A 12,806-nucleotide genomic window follows, 5' to 3' on the forward strand; every position below is an offset into this window, starting at 1 on the left:
GATTCCACCATGGCCGTCCACACGAAGCATCCCGTCGCGGCGCCGCCGTCCGCGCCGATCCGGGAGAAGACGGGCCACATCCTGCTGCGCGGCTGGTGCATCTTCGTCATCGCCGCAGCGATCGCGGGGACCTCCTGGCTGATGGCGCTCGGGACCGTCGGCTCGGGGGTCGTCGCGTTCGGCTCGGGGATCGTGTCGATCGTGCTGTGGATCGTCCTGCGCCCCGAGGTGCAGTGGCGCCGTCTGCCGTGGTTCGGCGTGCTCTACGTGGTGTGGGCGGTGACGTCGCTCATCTGGACGGCGTATCCGTCGGCGACGACGCTGACGCTGCTGCTGCTTCTCACGACGACCGTGCAGGCGATGTTCGTCGGGTCGGTGCTGACCTGGCGCGAACTCGTGCGGGCGATCGCGTCGGCGCTGAAGTGGATCCTCGCGCTGTCGCTCCTGCTCGAGCTGTGGGTCTCGCTCTTCTGGCACGGCCCGATGCTGCCGGAGTTCGTGCGGCCGGACCCCGGCACGAAGCACGACCCGATCGTGTACTGGGTGCGCGACAACCTGTTCGACGGCGGACGACTGCAGGGCGTGTTCGGCAACGCGAACCCGCTCGCCTACGCCGCGCTGCTGGGGATGGTCGTGTTCGCCATCCGCTTCGCGTCGCGGGCGCCGCGGCGGAGCCTCCTCGTGGCCTGGTTCGCGCTGGCGGCGTTCCTGTTCGTGCGGGCGGGATCGGCGACGGCGTGGCTCGCCGCGGTGGCGGTCGTCGTGGTGCTCACGACGGCGCTGCTCATGCGGACCACCCGGCGCGCCGGCGAGCGCACCCGGTATTACGTGGCATATGCCGTCGTCGGCATCGGCGGGCTCACGGCGCTGTGGCTGCTGCGCGAGCGCATCTTCTCGGCGCTGGGTCGGTCGTCCGACCTCACCGGGCGGGAGGGGATCTGGGAGATCGTCGCCCAGAAGGCGGCCGAGCGCCCCGTCGTCGGCTGGGGGTTCTCCACGCCGTGGGTGCCGAGCGACCCGTTCTTCGACGGCTGGATCACCGACCACGGCGAGACGGTCATGCAGGCGCACAACATGTGGCTCGACGTGTACTTCCAGCTGGGGATCATCGGGCTCGTCCTCGTTGCCCTGACCTTCCTCGCCTACGTCTGGCGGTCGTGGTTCTTCGCTGTCGACCGGCCCCGGTGGGACCTCGTCGCCGACCGGCCGTACTCGGCGGTGACGCTGCTGCCGACGCTCGTCGCGGCGATTCTGCTCGTGCAGGGGCTCGCCGAGTCGGGGCCGCTTCTCGGGTGGGGTTGGTTCTTCGTCATCATGCTGGCGTTCAAGATCAAGCAGGCGCCGCTCCTCGGTCGCGGCCCGTCGGAGCAGCGCCTCATCGGCGAGCAGGGCGAGCTCGCACGGATGGCGCGATGACGGCGGATGCCGCGGGCACCGGCCCCCGCGACGCCGGTCGCGGCCGCGACGCGCGCGGAGCGGTGCGACGGCTGCTGGGGTCGGCCGATTTCGCGCGGGCGTTCACGCTGACGACGTTCGCGGCGCTCGTGGGCTCGCATCTCATCGAGCGGGTGGCGGGGATCGTGACGCTGCGGGCGGTGGTGGCGGGCCTGTGCGTGTTCGCCCTCGGCATCCTCTGGGCACGGCGTGAGGAGATCTCGCTGCTGCGCCTCGTGCCGACGACCCTGTTGCTGCTGGTGGCGTGGGCGTTTGCGAGCGTGTTCTGGAGCTCCGACCCGTTCACAAGCCTGGGACGGTGGACCGCGATGGCGGCGGTGGCGCTGCTGGCGGTGACGATCGGGCACATCCGCGACACGCTGCAGACGGTGCGGGCGCTGGGCGACGTGCTCCGCGCCGCGCTGGGGCTCTCACTCGGGCTCGAGGTGCTCTCCGGCATCCTGCTGGACGTGCCGTTGAAGTTTCTCGGGATCCAGGGGAACATCGCGGCGCTCGGCCCCATCCAGGGGATCTTCGGCACGCGCAACATGCTGGGCATCATCACGGTGGTCGCGATGATCACCTTCGCCGTGGAGATGCGCACGCAGTCGGTGCACCCGGGGACGGCGGCCGCGTCGCTGACGCTGGCGGCCGCGCTCGGCCTGCTGTCGGCGTCGCCGACCGTGCTCGTGCTCGCGGTGGCGGTGGGGACGGCGACGGCGGTGCTCATGCTGGTGCGCGCCGTGCCGGCGGAGCGCCGCCGCGCGGTGCAGTGGTCGCTCGCGGCGGTGGTGGCCGCGGCATCCGTCGCGGGATACGTGCAGCGCGCGCGGATCCTCGACGCGCTCGGAGCGACCGACGACCTGTCGATGCGGACACGACTGTGGTCGCTGGCGGGGTTCTACACGTCGAAGCGGCCGGTGCAGGGCTGGGGCTGGTTCGGGCCGTGGGAGCCGGGCGAGCAGCCGTTCTTCACGATCAATCAGCTGCTGGGGCAGCATCACACGACCGCGCTGAACGCCTACGTCGACGTGCTGCTGCAGCTGGGGTGGGCGGGTCTGCTGCTGCTGTGCGCGCTCGGGGGCGTGGCGCTCGTGCGGTCGTGGATCACCGCGAGCCAGCGGCGCTCGATCGTCTACGCGTGGACGCCGCTGATGCTCGTGGCGCTCGCGGTGACGAGCGTGTTCGAGTCGGTTGCGTTGTTCGGGGTGGGGTGGATGCTGCTGTGCCTGTGCGCGGTGCGGGCCGGGCAGTCGCGGTCATGGCGTGACCGGCTGACCGGCGACGTCCCGACGGGGTCGTTCTCGCTGCCGCGGTAGCCTCGCACGCCGCCAGCGACGCGGATGGCGGCGTATGATCTGGTGTATGCGGCGCACGAACATCTACCTGGAGGAGCGCCAGACCCGCGCTCTCGACAGGCTCGCCGACGCAGAGGGGACGTCGAGGGCGGAGATCATCCGTCGACTCATCGACCGTGCGCTCGACACAGGCGCGGATCGGCGAAACCTTCTCCTCGCGGCCATCGACGCGTCGGCGGGTGCGGCCCCGGAGCTGTCTGTGCCCGCACGCGCAGGGAGCGAGCGCGAGCAGTGGCTCGAGCGACTGCGACAGGACACCGTGTGATCATCGTCGACACCGACGTGCTCATCGCCCATCTCCGAGGCTCCACAAGCGCTCACGCGTGGCTCCGGCGCGTTGCTGCCGATGAGGATCTCGCGATCAGCGTCGTGACCGTCGCGGAGATCATGGGCGGCATGCGCTCGGCTGAGCGCACAGCCGTGCGCGCGCTGCTGTCAGCGCTGCCCGCGATACCGGTGAGCGAGGTCATCGGGGCACGCGCTGGCGATCTGCAGCGGGAGTTCCGACGCAGCCACCAAGGCATCTCCCTGGGTGACTATCTGATCGCAGGGACGGCAGACACGGTCGGAGCGACGGTGGCGACACTGAACACCAGACACTTCCCGATGTTCGAGGGCCTCCAGCCGCCGTTTCGCCCCTGACCGCTCACGCCGCCAGCTGGCGGCGGTGGGCGAGAGTGCGCGCGACCAAGCGGTTGCGGTCGGCGCGATCGCGCAGATTCAGGATGCTGGAGGCTGGCTGTCGGCCGCGTCGGCATCCATTTCTGCGCGTTCGCGCAGATTCGTGACTCAGGCTCTCACAGAGCGCCGGGGTAGAATGCTCCGGTCATGACACTCACTTCTTCGCGCCCCGACGCGGCTCAGAACGAGCAGTTCGCGCCGTCGAGCGCGACGATCGCGATCGTCACCTTCAACCGTTCCGGGCTGTTGACGCGCCTGCTGACGAGCATCGCGGCGATGGACCCGAAGCCCGGGCACGTGGTGATCATCGACAACGCGTCGACCGACGACACGACCGACGTCGTGGAGTCGTTCCGCGATTCGATCGGCACCGAGATCGTCTACCGGCGTCTCGACACGAACACCGGCGGGTCGGGCGGGTTCAGCGAGGGGATGCGAGTCGCGTACGAGCTGGGCTCGACGTGGATCTGGCTGATGGACGACGACGTCGAGGTCGTGCCCGATGGTCTCGCGAAGATGGGCAAGTGGGCGCCGCGGTTCCGGTCGATCCAGGGGCGGCGCTACGACTTCGACGGCAGCGAGTTCTACTGGCAGTACCGGGTGGCCGAGCGCCTCGGCATCCCCATCCCCTTCGCGCCGAGCGGATTCGACGAGTCGGGCTACAAGGAGATGAACTCCGGTTGCTTCGAGGGGATGTTCATCCATCGGGACGTCGTCGGGCAGATCGGCCTGCCCGATCCGCGGTTCTTCATCTACTGGGATGACCAGACCTACGGCTGGCTCGCGTCGCGGGTGACGACGTCGGTGATCGTCGACGAGTTCGTGCTGCGCCGCACGCGCGAGATCAAGCAGTGGGACATGGGCATCCGCCACATGAACGCGTCAAGCGACGCGTACCGGTACTACATCATGCGCAACCGCGCGCACATCAAGCAGTACTACCGGGCGCTCGGCGTCTACCACCCCGTCTCGTTCGCGCTCGGCACGACGCTGACCTTCGGCAAGGAGGTCATCCGCCTGCTGTTCGTCGAGCGGAAGGCGTCGGGCACCTCGCACCTCTTCCGGGGCCTCCGCGACGGGCGCAAGATCTCCCGCGACCGCGACTGGCAGCCGATGCCGGCGCTCGTCCCGGCGCGCGGCTGACCGCCGACCCGCACCCATCGTTCGTCTCCCCATGCGGGCATCAACCCTCGACACTTTGGAGTTCACAGCGTGGAATACCTGCTGCAGAAGACCGTCCTGCCGCTCGATCGTGACCCCGACATCCTGCCCCTGTATGTCGACCCCGAGACCTGGTCGACGATCGACGAGGAGCCCGTCCGCGTCTCCAGCCGCGCGCAGCTGGGCAACATCCTGGGTCGCGATCGCGCGCGCATCCTGCCCGGACGGCGCGTGTCGTTCGGCACGTACTTCAACGCCTTCCCGGCGTCGTACTGGCAGCACTGGACGACCGTGCGCAGCGTGACCCTGCGGGTGCGCACCGAGGGCAAGGTCACGGTGCTCGTCTACCGGTCGAACGGCGGCGGCGTGCGCCAGCGCATCGAGACCTTCGAGGTCGACGGCGTGAGCGAGGTGTCCTTGCCGATAATCCTCAACCAGTACAGCGACGGCGGCTGGATCTGGTTCGACGTCGTCGCCGACGACGCGACGGCGCAGTTCACGGGCGCCGAGTGGGTCACCGAAGACGAGCCTGCCCGCGCCGGCAAGGCATCCCTCGGCATCACCACCTACAACAAGCCCGAGTACTGCGTCGAAACGCTCGCGACCCTTGCCGACTCCCCCGATGTGCTCGAACTGGTCGACCGCATCTTCGTCGTCGATCAGGGCACGCAGCTCGTCGCCGACCGGCCCGAGTACCCGAAGCTGGAAGAGCTCCTGGGCGACCAGCTCCAGGTGCTGCGCCAGCCGAACCTGGGCGGCTCGGGCGGCTTCGCCCGCGCGATGTCCGAAACCCTCGCCCGGCCGGAGAGCGACTTCGTCCAGCTGCTCGACGACGACGTACGGGTCGAGCCGGAGTCCATCCGGCGCTCGATCGTCTTCGGCCGCTTCGCGCGAACGCCCATGCTCGTCGGCGGTCACATGTTCGACCTGCTCGACCGGCCCAAGCTGCACGCGTGGGCCGAGGTGGTCGACAACACCCCCTTCATGTGGCGCAATCTCTTCCAGGAGAAGATGCCGCACGACTTCAGCACGCAGAATCTCCGCCAATCGCCGCTGCTACACCTGCGGATGGACGCGGAGTACAACGGCTGGTGGATGTGCCTCATCCCCGTCGCCGCGATCCGCGAGGTCGGCCTGTCGCTGCCGGCGTTCATCAAGTGGGACGACGCGGAGTTCTGCCTCCGCGCCGGTGAGGCCGGCTTCCCCATCGTGTCGATGCCGGGCGTCGCGCTGTGGCACGTGTCCTGGCTCGGGAAGGACGACGCGATCGACTGGCAGGCGTACTTCCACGCGCGCAATCGACTGGTCGCGGCGCTGCTGCACTCCCGGGCCGATCGCGGCGGCACGTTGATCCGGCACAGTCGCCGCGTCGACCTGAAGCACCTCATGATGATGCAGTACTACCCGGTGGAGCTGCGCCTGCGCGCGTTGCGCGACGTGCTCTCCGGCCCCGACCACATGTGGCGGAACCTCGCGACGGCGATGCCCGCGGCGCGCGAAGTCGCGAAGCGCTTCCCGGAGACCGTGATCCACAAGGACATCGACGGCCTCCTCCGCGCGCGCAGGGGCCGTCAGGTCTTCAGCCGCCTCAAGCGCAATGTGTTCGACAGTCCCACGGGCCTGCGCCTGCGCACCTTCACGGCGAGCGTCCTGCTCTCGCACTGGTTCCACTCCCCCCGGCCGGAAAACGTCGCCCAACCCGAGGTCGAGTTCGGCAAGGGGGATGCCAACTGGTGGCGCCTCCCCCTCTACGACAGCGCACTCGTCAGCGCCGCGGACGGTTCGGGCAAGAACATCTACACGCGCGATCGCGCGACCTTCCGCCGCATGCTCACCGAGACCGTCCGCCTGCACTGGCGTCTGCAGCGGAGTTGGCCGCGCCTGTCGCGCCAGTACCGTAGGGCGCTCGGCGACTTGACCTCGCATGACGCGTGGCTGGCGTACTTCGAGCGGGAGTCCGCTCAGCGCGGCGCGTAGTCCGCGTTGTACGCGGCGAGGACATCCGCGATGGGCGCATCGAGCTTTAGCGCACCCTTGTCGAGGTATAGGCCCCGCGTGCAGAAGCGGCGCAGGTCCTTCTCGTTGTGGCTGACGAAGAAGAGCGTCCGCCCCTCCGCGAGCATCTCGTCGATGCGCCGGTAGCACTTCTCCCGGAAGGCCTTGTCACCGACGGCGAGCACCTCGTCGACGAGCATCGTCGGCTCATCGAGCTGCGAGACCACGGCGAAGGCGAGGCGCACTTTCATGCCGCTGGAGAGGTGCTTGTAGGGCGTGTCGACGAACTCCTCGAGCTCAGCGAAGCCGATGATGTCGTCGAACCGACGGGAGATCGCCGCTTTCGACATGCCGTGCAGGCCCGCAGTGAGGCGGACGTTCTCGCGCACGGTCAGGTCACCGACGAAGCCGCCGGTGATCTCGATGAGCGGCGCCACTCCCCCATGAACCGTGACCGAGCCTTCGTCGGGCAGCAGCACGCCCGCGACGAGCTTGAGGAGTGTGGACTTGCCCTGCCCGTTGCGACCGACGACGCCGATCGCCTCGCCCTGGGCGACGTCGAACGTCACGTGGCGGAGGGCCCAGAACTCTCCCGGCCGCATGCGACGGGCGGCGCCCCCGAAGAGATCTTTCAGAGTGCGGCCGCCTCGGCGACCCCGGCGGAAGCGCACGCCGAGGTCGTCGACGCGGATGGCGAATTCCTCCCTCATCACAGCTCCTTCAGCACCGACGGCTCGAGGCGCCGGAAGACGAGAGCGCCGAGCACGAGGAAGGCCAGCGACATCGCCGCGGCGACAGCCACCGCGAGCGGGTTCCATTCCTCGGGGAACATACCGGAGCGGTAGAGCGTGAAGATTCCCGACAGGGGGTTGAAGAGAGCGATCTCGTGGAAGGGCGACGGGAGGTCGGAAAGTCCGTAGATGATGGGCGACGCGTAGAAGAGGGCGCGGAGGATGAGCCGGGTCGTCCGCTCCAGGTCGCCCCACAGTGCGCACAGCGGCGCCACCAGCAGGCCGAGGCCGACGAGCAGCACCGCCTGCAGCACGATGCCGAGCGGGAAGAGCAGGATGAGCGGGTTCCACTGCACGCGGGGCTGCGCGAACAGTGCGAAGAGAATGAGAACGGGGATCGAGAAGAGGAACTCGATGCCCTTGCTGAGGACGATACGGCCCACCCAGATGGAGCGTGGGATGGCCGTGGAGCGGACGAGCTTGGCATCCTTCCGGAACGCCTTCGTGAAGTCGATGACCGATGCGTTGAACCACACCCAGGGGAGAAGCCCCACGAGCAGGAACACGATGTACGGCTCGCCGCCGATGCCGTCGCGCTGGAAGATCAGCGTGAACACGAACCAGTAAATCGCGCTCATCACGAGCGGATCGAGGACCGACCAGAGGTACCCGAGAGCGCTCGTCGCGTACCGCACCTTGAGGTCGCGCGCCGACAGCAACCACAGCGAGTGGAGGTAGCGCCGGGCGGAGCCAGGGGCGCCGACGACTGCGGTGGTCACGGGGATGAGTCTATGAGGTGCGGCTCACGCGAGCTGGTTGTTCCACATCGACAGTGCGGATCCGATGGCCATGTGCATGTCGAGGTACTGGTATGTGCCCAGACGGCCGCCGAAGTGCACGTCGACCTCGCCTTTGGCGAGGTCGCGGTAGGCGAGCAGTCGCGCCCGATCATCGGGCGTGTTCACGGGGTAGTAGGGCTCGTCGGCGCGCTCGGCGAACCGGGAGAACTCCCGCATGATCACCGTCCGGTCTTTGGGGTACCGGTCCGCGCGCTCGGGATGGAAGTGCTTGAACTCGTGGATGCGAGTGAACGGCACCGAGGCATCCGCGTAGTTCATCACGCTGGTGCCCTGGAAGTCACCGACCTCGAGCACCTCTTCTTCGAAGTCGAGCGTCCGCCAGGACAGCTCCCCCTCGGTGTAGTCGAAGTAGCGATCCACCGGACCCGTGTACACGACGGGGACCTGCCCGACCGTCGCCCGCTTGTTCAACGGCTGCGACTCATCGAAGAAGTCCGTCGAGAGCTTGACGTCGATGTTCGGGTGATCCGCCATCCGCTCGAGCCACGCCGTATAGCCGTCTGTCGGCAGACCCTCCCACGTGTCGTTGAAGTACCGGTTGTCGTACGTGTACCGCACCGGCAGGCGGCTGATGATCTCCGCCGGCAGCTCCTTCGGATCGGTCTGCCACTGCTTGCCGGTGTAGTCGCGGATGAACGCCTCGTACAGGGGGCGTCCGATGAGCCCGATGCCGCGCTCCTCGAGGTTCTGCGCGGTCTTCGGGTCGTACTCCCCCGCGAGTTCGTGCACGAGCGCGCGGGCCTCGTCCGGCGAGTACGCGGCCTGGAAGAACTGGTTGATCGTGCCGAGGTTGATGGGGAGCGGGAAGACCACGTTCTTGTGGTTCGTGTAAACCCTGTGGACGTAGTTCGTGAACGTCGTGAACCGGTTGACGTACTCCCACACGGTCGCGTTCGACGTGTGGAACAGATGCGCGCCGTACCGGTGCACCTCGATCCCCGTCGTCGGCTCAGCCTCGCTGAACGCGTTCCCCCCGATGTGGGGACGACGGTCGATGACCGTGACCTTGCGGCCGGCCGCGGCAGCCCGCTCAGCGATCGTGAGACCGAATAAACCAGAGCCGACGATAAGAAGATCCATGACACCCATTCCCGCGCGCGAGGCGCGCACCCGTCAAGGCTACCTGCACCCCCACGTCACCCGTACCTGGCCGCATAGCGCACAACGTATGCCACGCGATACACCGCGAGCGACATGGCGACCACGAGGATTCCGAGTACCGCACCGTAGAGACCCAGCCACAGCACGAGGGCCGCGATGAGGGGAATGCCCACCAGCGCGGACGCGATGGACGAAGCAGCGAGCTCTCGCGCACCTCCCAACGCCACCAGCCCAGACAGACCGGCGACCTGAGCGAGACATTCGAACGCGAAGGCGACGCCGGCGATCACGGCGAGCGACCAGGGCACGACGGCCTGCCCGACGCTGAGCAACGCGGATACCGGAGTCGACAGGCACGCGAGTGTCACTCCGCCCAGCACACCGACACCAGCCGCGACCTTCAGTCCCGTCACGGCGCGGGCCGCGACGGACTCCCGCCCCGATTCCGGGACCCACCCCTGAACCGCTTGCAGGACCGGAGCCAGCGCCAAGACCCCGTACTTCATCAGTCGATCCACCATTGCGAACACCGGTACCGCACTTGGCGCGAAAGCCTGGACCAGTACCGTCGGCGCAGATGTCCACATGCTCGCAGACACGGTGCTCAGCGCTCCCGCGGACTGGGAGCGGAGCACCGGCCCCCACTTTGTGCCTCCCCGGAAACTCGCTGAACCATCTTGCTTTCGTGTCATCACGTAGATGGCCGATGCGGTCGTGCCGACGAGCGCGAACACAGCGGTGCACGCCAGGTAGGCCGTCAGATCCCGCATCACCGTCACCGCGAGAAGTCCCACGACCTGCCCGACGATGACCGGAAGCGCGTCAAGAGAGAAGAGCGCGATCGGACGGTTGGTCCCGATGAAGTACCACGCCGCGCTCAGACCGCCCAACCCGTATGTGCAGAAGGCCAGCAGTGCGTTCGTCAGGGACTCACCGGTCAGGAGAATGCACAGCGAGACCGCCAGTGGGAGCGCGACGAGGAACAGGACGCCGCGCACCTGAAGCGACTGAGTGAACATCGTCTTGCGTTCACTGGCCGCGAGTGCCGAAACCATGCTCGGGCCCGTCGCTCCCCAGCCGAAGGCGATCACGACGGAGGCGAACTGAGTAACCGCCTGCATCACGACCAGATGTCCCCACTGCGTTGCCCCGATGGCCGCGATGAGCACAGGCAGCGAGAAGACACCGACCACAGTGGATGCCACTATCGAGAGGGAGAACAGTGCGCTGCGGCGAAGCAGCTCGTGGCGGAATAATCGCCTCATCGCTTCCTTCGACCGCTCTGAATGCGAACCAACCGATCCTCCGTGATGCGCCCGGTGACCCCGCGCCACCCGTCCGTGAGACCGGCGATCGTCGCCCGCCATTGCGCGCCGCGATCCGGCGAGAGCACCACGCACCCCACGACCATCTCCGCCATCTTGCGCGTACGAAAGAGCATCCACCCGCGGCGGCGCGAACCGAACTCCCGCACCAGGATCGTGCTGTTGCGCACCATGTAGTAGGTACGGAAAGGCGCGTGATACAGGACATGGCGGGGTTTGCCGGCGATGGTGATGTGGCGACCGAATGCCGTCAGTGGCACGAGCTCACCGAGCGCATGTTCGATACGCTGCCCCTCGGCGACGACGAATCGGAAGCCGTGATCCTCGCCGCGGATGGAGAACTCAGAATCCACCGCATCGATGAACAACTCATCTCGGAAGAGCCCGATGTCGGCGAACACATCGATCGGGATGAGCTGACCAGCTTGGATCGGGTCGAACGCGAAACCGTCGCGCCGGAGGACTCGCTGGTCGCCGACGAGATCCGGCACGACCGCGGCGACTCTCACCCCGGCCGTCTCAGCATCGGCAAGAACGTCGAGCGCACTCTCGACGTAGCCGGCCGGGGGTGCGGAATCCTGGTCGAGCGTCAGCACATGAGTTGCGCCGAGGCTCCTCGCCCGTTCGACGCCGCTGTTCAACGCGTAACCGATGCCGCGATTCTCGTCGAGCTCAATGACGTGGACGAAGGAGGACTCGAGGCCCAGTCGGGAGAGAGAGTGCGTTCCGTCGTCGACGAGCACGATGGCGTCGACTTGCGTGGTCAACGCATTGACGCGATCAACAAGAGAAGACGGCGCACGAAAGACCGGGATGACCGCAACTATCAAGCGGGACACGAAACTCCTCCGCTGGTGTGGGCTGGCGGGACACCGGCTCCCCATCGTAGATCACCGGTTTTGCGGGAACCGTGAGTACAGATCGCGCAGGCGTCGCTCGAACGCCGCGGTGCCGTAGTGGACCTCAGCCCAGGCCCCGGCCTCACGAGCACGTAGGTCGCCTTCGCGCCCGAGGGCGCGAAGGACGGCTCCCGCGAACTCGTCCGCGTCTTCGGTCTCGCCCACCAGCAGATCTGCGCCGTCTATGCCTTCCGCCCCGACAGGCGTGGCGACGACCGGCACCCCCCGCAGCATGGCGTCGATGGTCTTGAATTTCACACCGGCTCCGGTGAACAGTGGCGCCACGAATACTGAGGCCTGCGCATAGTACGGTTCGAGCGAGGCGACGAACCCCGTGAGCGATGCCCTGGGCGCGCGGGTGACCGTCCGTTCGAGACTTGCCGGAGGATGGGCCCCCGCGACCACAAGACGCGCGGAAGGTGCGGCACGCAGGACGGCGGGCCACACTCGCTGGATGAACCACTCAACGCCGTTGTGATTGTCGGGCCGGTTCAGCGCACCGGTGAACAGCACGATCGGTTCTTTCGGATCGGGAGAACGCTCCGGCGCTCCCTCCTCGGGCCCCAGCCCGGGGAGCACGATCTCCGTGGCCGTGGTCGGAGCAAGCGCGCGGGCGAGTGCTGCGTCTTTCTCGCTGAAGGCGACGACGACGTCCAGCGACGCCAACGAACGTCGTTCGCGGTCTCTGCTCCGGCGCGCAGCGAGACGATACGCGTAGCTCGCGGGAACGCGCGCGGCGGCGGCGGCGCGTTCCCAACGCTGTGTGATGACATCGTGGGCTACGCCCACCATGAACCGTTCGGGGAGGCGAGCACGCGTCAGCTCTGCCAGTGCGAACATCTCGGACCACTGGAACTCGATCAATGATGAGCGTTCGATTCGGCGCCATACCGAAGCATCGTCGTGCTGAAAGACTGCTCGGACGTTCCGAGTGACCGTGCTTCCGGCCCACGCGGCCTCGAGATCGGCGAGCGGCTTGAGCCTGCCGGCTGCGAAAGGCCCCACGCCGCGAATGAGCTCCACCGATTCCACGTGTTCGACCCGTCCCGCCGCGGTCACGTTCGCGGGCGTTTGCGGCGCGAACGTGTCGACGATCCAGTCATCCGAAAGCGCCCGGTAGTGGGAGTCGACGTACCGTCCGCCCGCATGGGTGATCCCCGCATACGGGATATACTTCGTCAAGCTTGCGAGGCGACGACGCGAATCTCCGATTCGTTCCACCTCAGACCTCGCTCTCGGCACGCTCTCGACGGCGACCTCC

At 67.6% G+C, this 12,806-nt stretch carries 12 protein-coding genes; 6 read left to right on the forward strand and 6 right to left on the reverse strand.

The genetic code is table 11. The annotated features are described in order from the left end of the window. Nucleotides 1-9 precede the first annotated feature (9 nt). The 6 genes from ABS64_RS02835 to ABS64_RS02860 all read left to right on the forward strand — a co-directional run bounded on the left by ABS64_RS02835 (nucleotide 10) and on the right by ABS64_RS02860 (nucleotide 6,611). Nucleotides 10-1,416, forward strand: coding sequence for an O-antigen ligase family protein (locus ABS64_RS02835; RefSeq protein WP_292680610.1), 1,407 nt, complete (start codon nucleotides 10-12; stop codon nucleotides 1,414-1,416). Beyond that, nucleotides 1,413-2,753, forward strand: a complete 1,341-nt coding sequence (locus ABS64_RS02840; RefSeq protein ID WP_292680611.1) for an O-antigen ligase family protein — start codon at nucleotides 1,413-1,415, stop codon at nucleotides 2,751-2,753. Before ABS64_RS02835 ends, ABS64_RS02840 begins: the two co-directional genes overlap by 4 nt. A gap of 46 nt (nucleotides 2,754-2,799) precedes the next feature. Then, complete coding sequence (locus tag ABS64_RS02845; RefSeq protein ID WP_036285596.1) at nucleotides 2,800-3,057, forward strand: CopG family transcriptional regulator; 258 nt, start codon at nucleotides 2,800-2,802, stop codon at nucleotides 3,055-3,057. Continuing rightward, entirely contained in the window at nucleotides 3,054-3,434 is a 381-nt protein-coding gene (locus ABS64_RS02850; protein ID WP_292680613.1) for a type II toxin-antitoxin system VapC family toxin, read from the forward strand. The genes ABS64_RS02845 and ABS64_RS02850 overlap by 4 nt, the downstream gene beginning before the upstream one ends. A 186-nt stretch (nucleotides 3,435-3,620) precedes the next feature. Continuing rightward, nucleotides 3,621-4,616 (forward strand): glycosyltransferase family 2 protein, encoded by a 996-nt coding sequence (locus ABS64_RS02855; protein ID WP_292680615.1) that lies wholly within the window; start codon nucleotides 3,621-3,623, stop codon nucleotides 4,614-4,616. 69 nt (nucleotides 4,617-4,685) lie between these two features. Then, nucleotides 4,686-6,611, forward strand: coding sequence for a glycosyltransferase (locus ABS64_RS02860; protein ID WP_292680618.1), 1,926 nt, complete (start codon nucleotides 4,686-4,688; stop codon nucleotides 6,609-6,611). Here the strand turns inward: ABS64_RS02860 and ABS64_RS02865 are convergent. From ABS64_RS02865 to ABS64_RS02890, 6 genes are read right to left on the reverse strand one after another with little or no spacing between them, the layout of a single operon-like run. Continuing rightward, entirely contained in the window at nucleotides 6,596-7,339 is a 744-nt protein-coding gene (locus tag ABS64_RS02865; protein WP_292680619.1) for an ABC transporter ATP-binding protein, read from the reverse strand. The genes ABS64_RS02860 and ABS64_RS02865 overlap by 16 nt on opposite strands. Continuing rightward, a complete protein-coding gene (locus ABS64_RS02870) occupies nucleotides 7,339-8,139 on the reverse strand; it encodes an ABC transporter permease (protein ID WP_292680621.1) in 801 nt (266 codons plus the stop codon). Before ABS64_RS02870 ends, ABS64_RS02865 begins: the two co-directional genes overlap by 1 nt. A 24-nt stretch (nucleotides 8,140-8,163) precedes the next feature. Then, the gene (glf, locus tag ABS64_RS02875; protein WP_292680623.1) at nucleotides 8,164-9,300 is read right to left on the reverse strand and encodes a UDP-galactopyranose mutase; all 1,137 of its coding nucleotides are present in this window, start codon (nucleotides 9,298-9,300) and stop codon (nucleotides 8,164-8,166) included. Between the two features lie 56 nt (nucleotides 9,301-9,356). Next, nucleotides 9,357-10,586, reverse strand: coding sequence for a hypothetical protein (locus tag ABS64_RS02880; RefSeq protein WP_292680625.1), 1,230 nt, complete (start codon nucleotides 10,584-10,586; stop codon nucleotides 9,357-9,359). Beyond that, nucleotides 10,583-11,530 (reverse strand): glycosyltransferase, encoded by a 948-nt coding sequence (locus ABS64_RS02885; RefSeq protein WP_292680628.1) that lies wholly within the window; start codon nucleotides 11,528-11,530, stop codon nucleotides 10,583-10,585. The genes ABS64_RS02880 and ABS64_RS02885 overlap by 4 nt, the downstream gene beginning before the upstream one ends. Nucleotides 11,531-11,536: 6 nt before the next feature. Further along, complete coding sequence (locus tag ABS64_RS02890) at nucleotides 11,537-12,727, reverse strand: glycosyltransferase family 4 protein (protein ID WP_292680630.1); 1,191 nt, start codon at nucleotides 12,725-12,727, stop codon at nucleotides 11,537-11,539. Nucleotides 12,728-12,806 lie beyond the last annotated feature (79 nt).

This window comes from Microbacterium sp. SCN 69-37, from assembly GCF_001724435.1.
GTDB classification, from domain to species: Bacteria; Actinomycetota; Actinomycetes; order Actinomycetales; family Microbacteriaceae; genus Microbacterium; species Microbacterium laevaniformans.

What these genes read in the sequence shown, in the direction of transcription:
- glf (WP_292680623.1), bottom strand. Translation starts at nt 9,300, where the DNA reads ATGGATCTTCTTATCGTCGGCTCTGGTTTATTCGGTCTCACGATCGCT.
- ABS64_RS02885 (WP_292680628.1), bottom strand. Translation starts at nt 11,530, where the DNA reads ATGGGGAGCCGGTGTCCCGCCAGCCCACACCAGCGGAGGAGTTTCGTG.
- ABS64_RS02855 (WP_292680615.1), top strand. Translation starts at nt 3,621, where the DNA reads ATGACACTCACTTCTTCGCGCCCCGACGCGGCTCAGAACGAGCAGTTC.
- ABS64_RS02865 (WP_292680619.1), bottom strand. Translation starts at nt 7,339, where the DNA reads ATGAGGGAGGAATTCGCCATCCGCGTCGACGACCTCGGCGTGCGCTTC.
- ABS64_RS02840 (WP_292680611.1), top strand. Translation starts at nt 1,413, where the DNA reads ATGACGGCGGATGCCGCGGGCACCGGCCCCCGCGACGCCGGTCGCGGC.
- ABS64_RS02845 (WP_036285596.1), top strand. Translation starts at nt 2,800, where the DNA reads ATGCGGCGCACGAACATCTACCTGGAGGAGCGCCAGACCCGCGCTCTC.
- ABS64_RS02835 (WP_292680610.1), top strand. Translation starts at nt 10, where the DNA reads ATGGCCGTCCACACGAAGCATCCCGTCGCGGCGCCGCCGTCCGCGCCG.
- ABS64_RS02880 (WP_292680625.1), bottom strand. Translation starts at nt 10,586, where the DNA reads ATGAGGCGATTATTCCGCCACGAGCTGCTTCGCCGCAGCGCACTGTTC.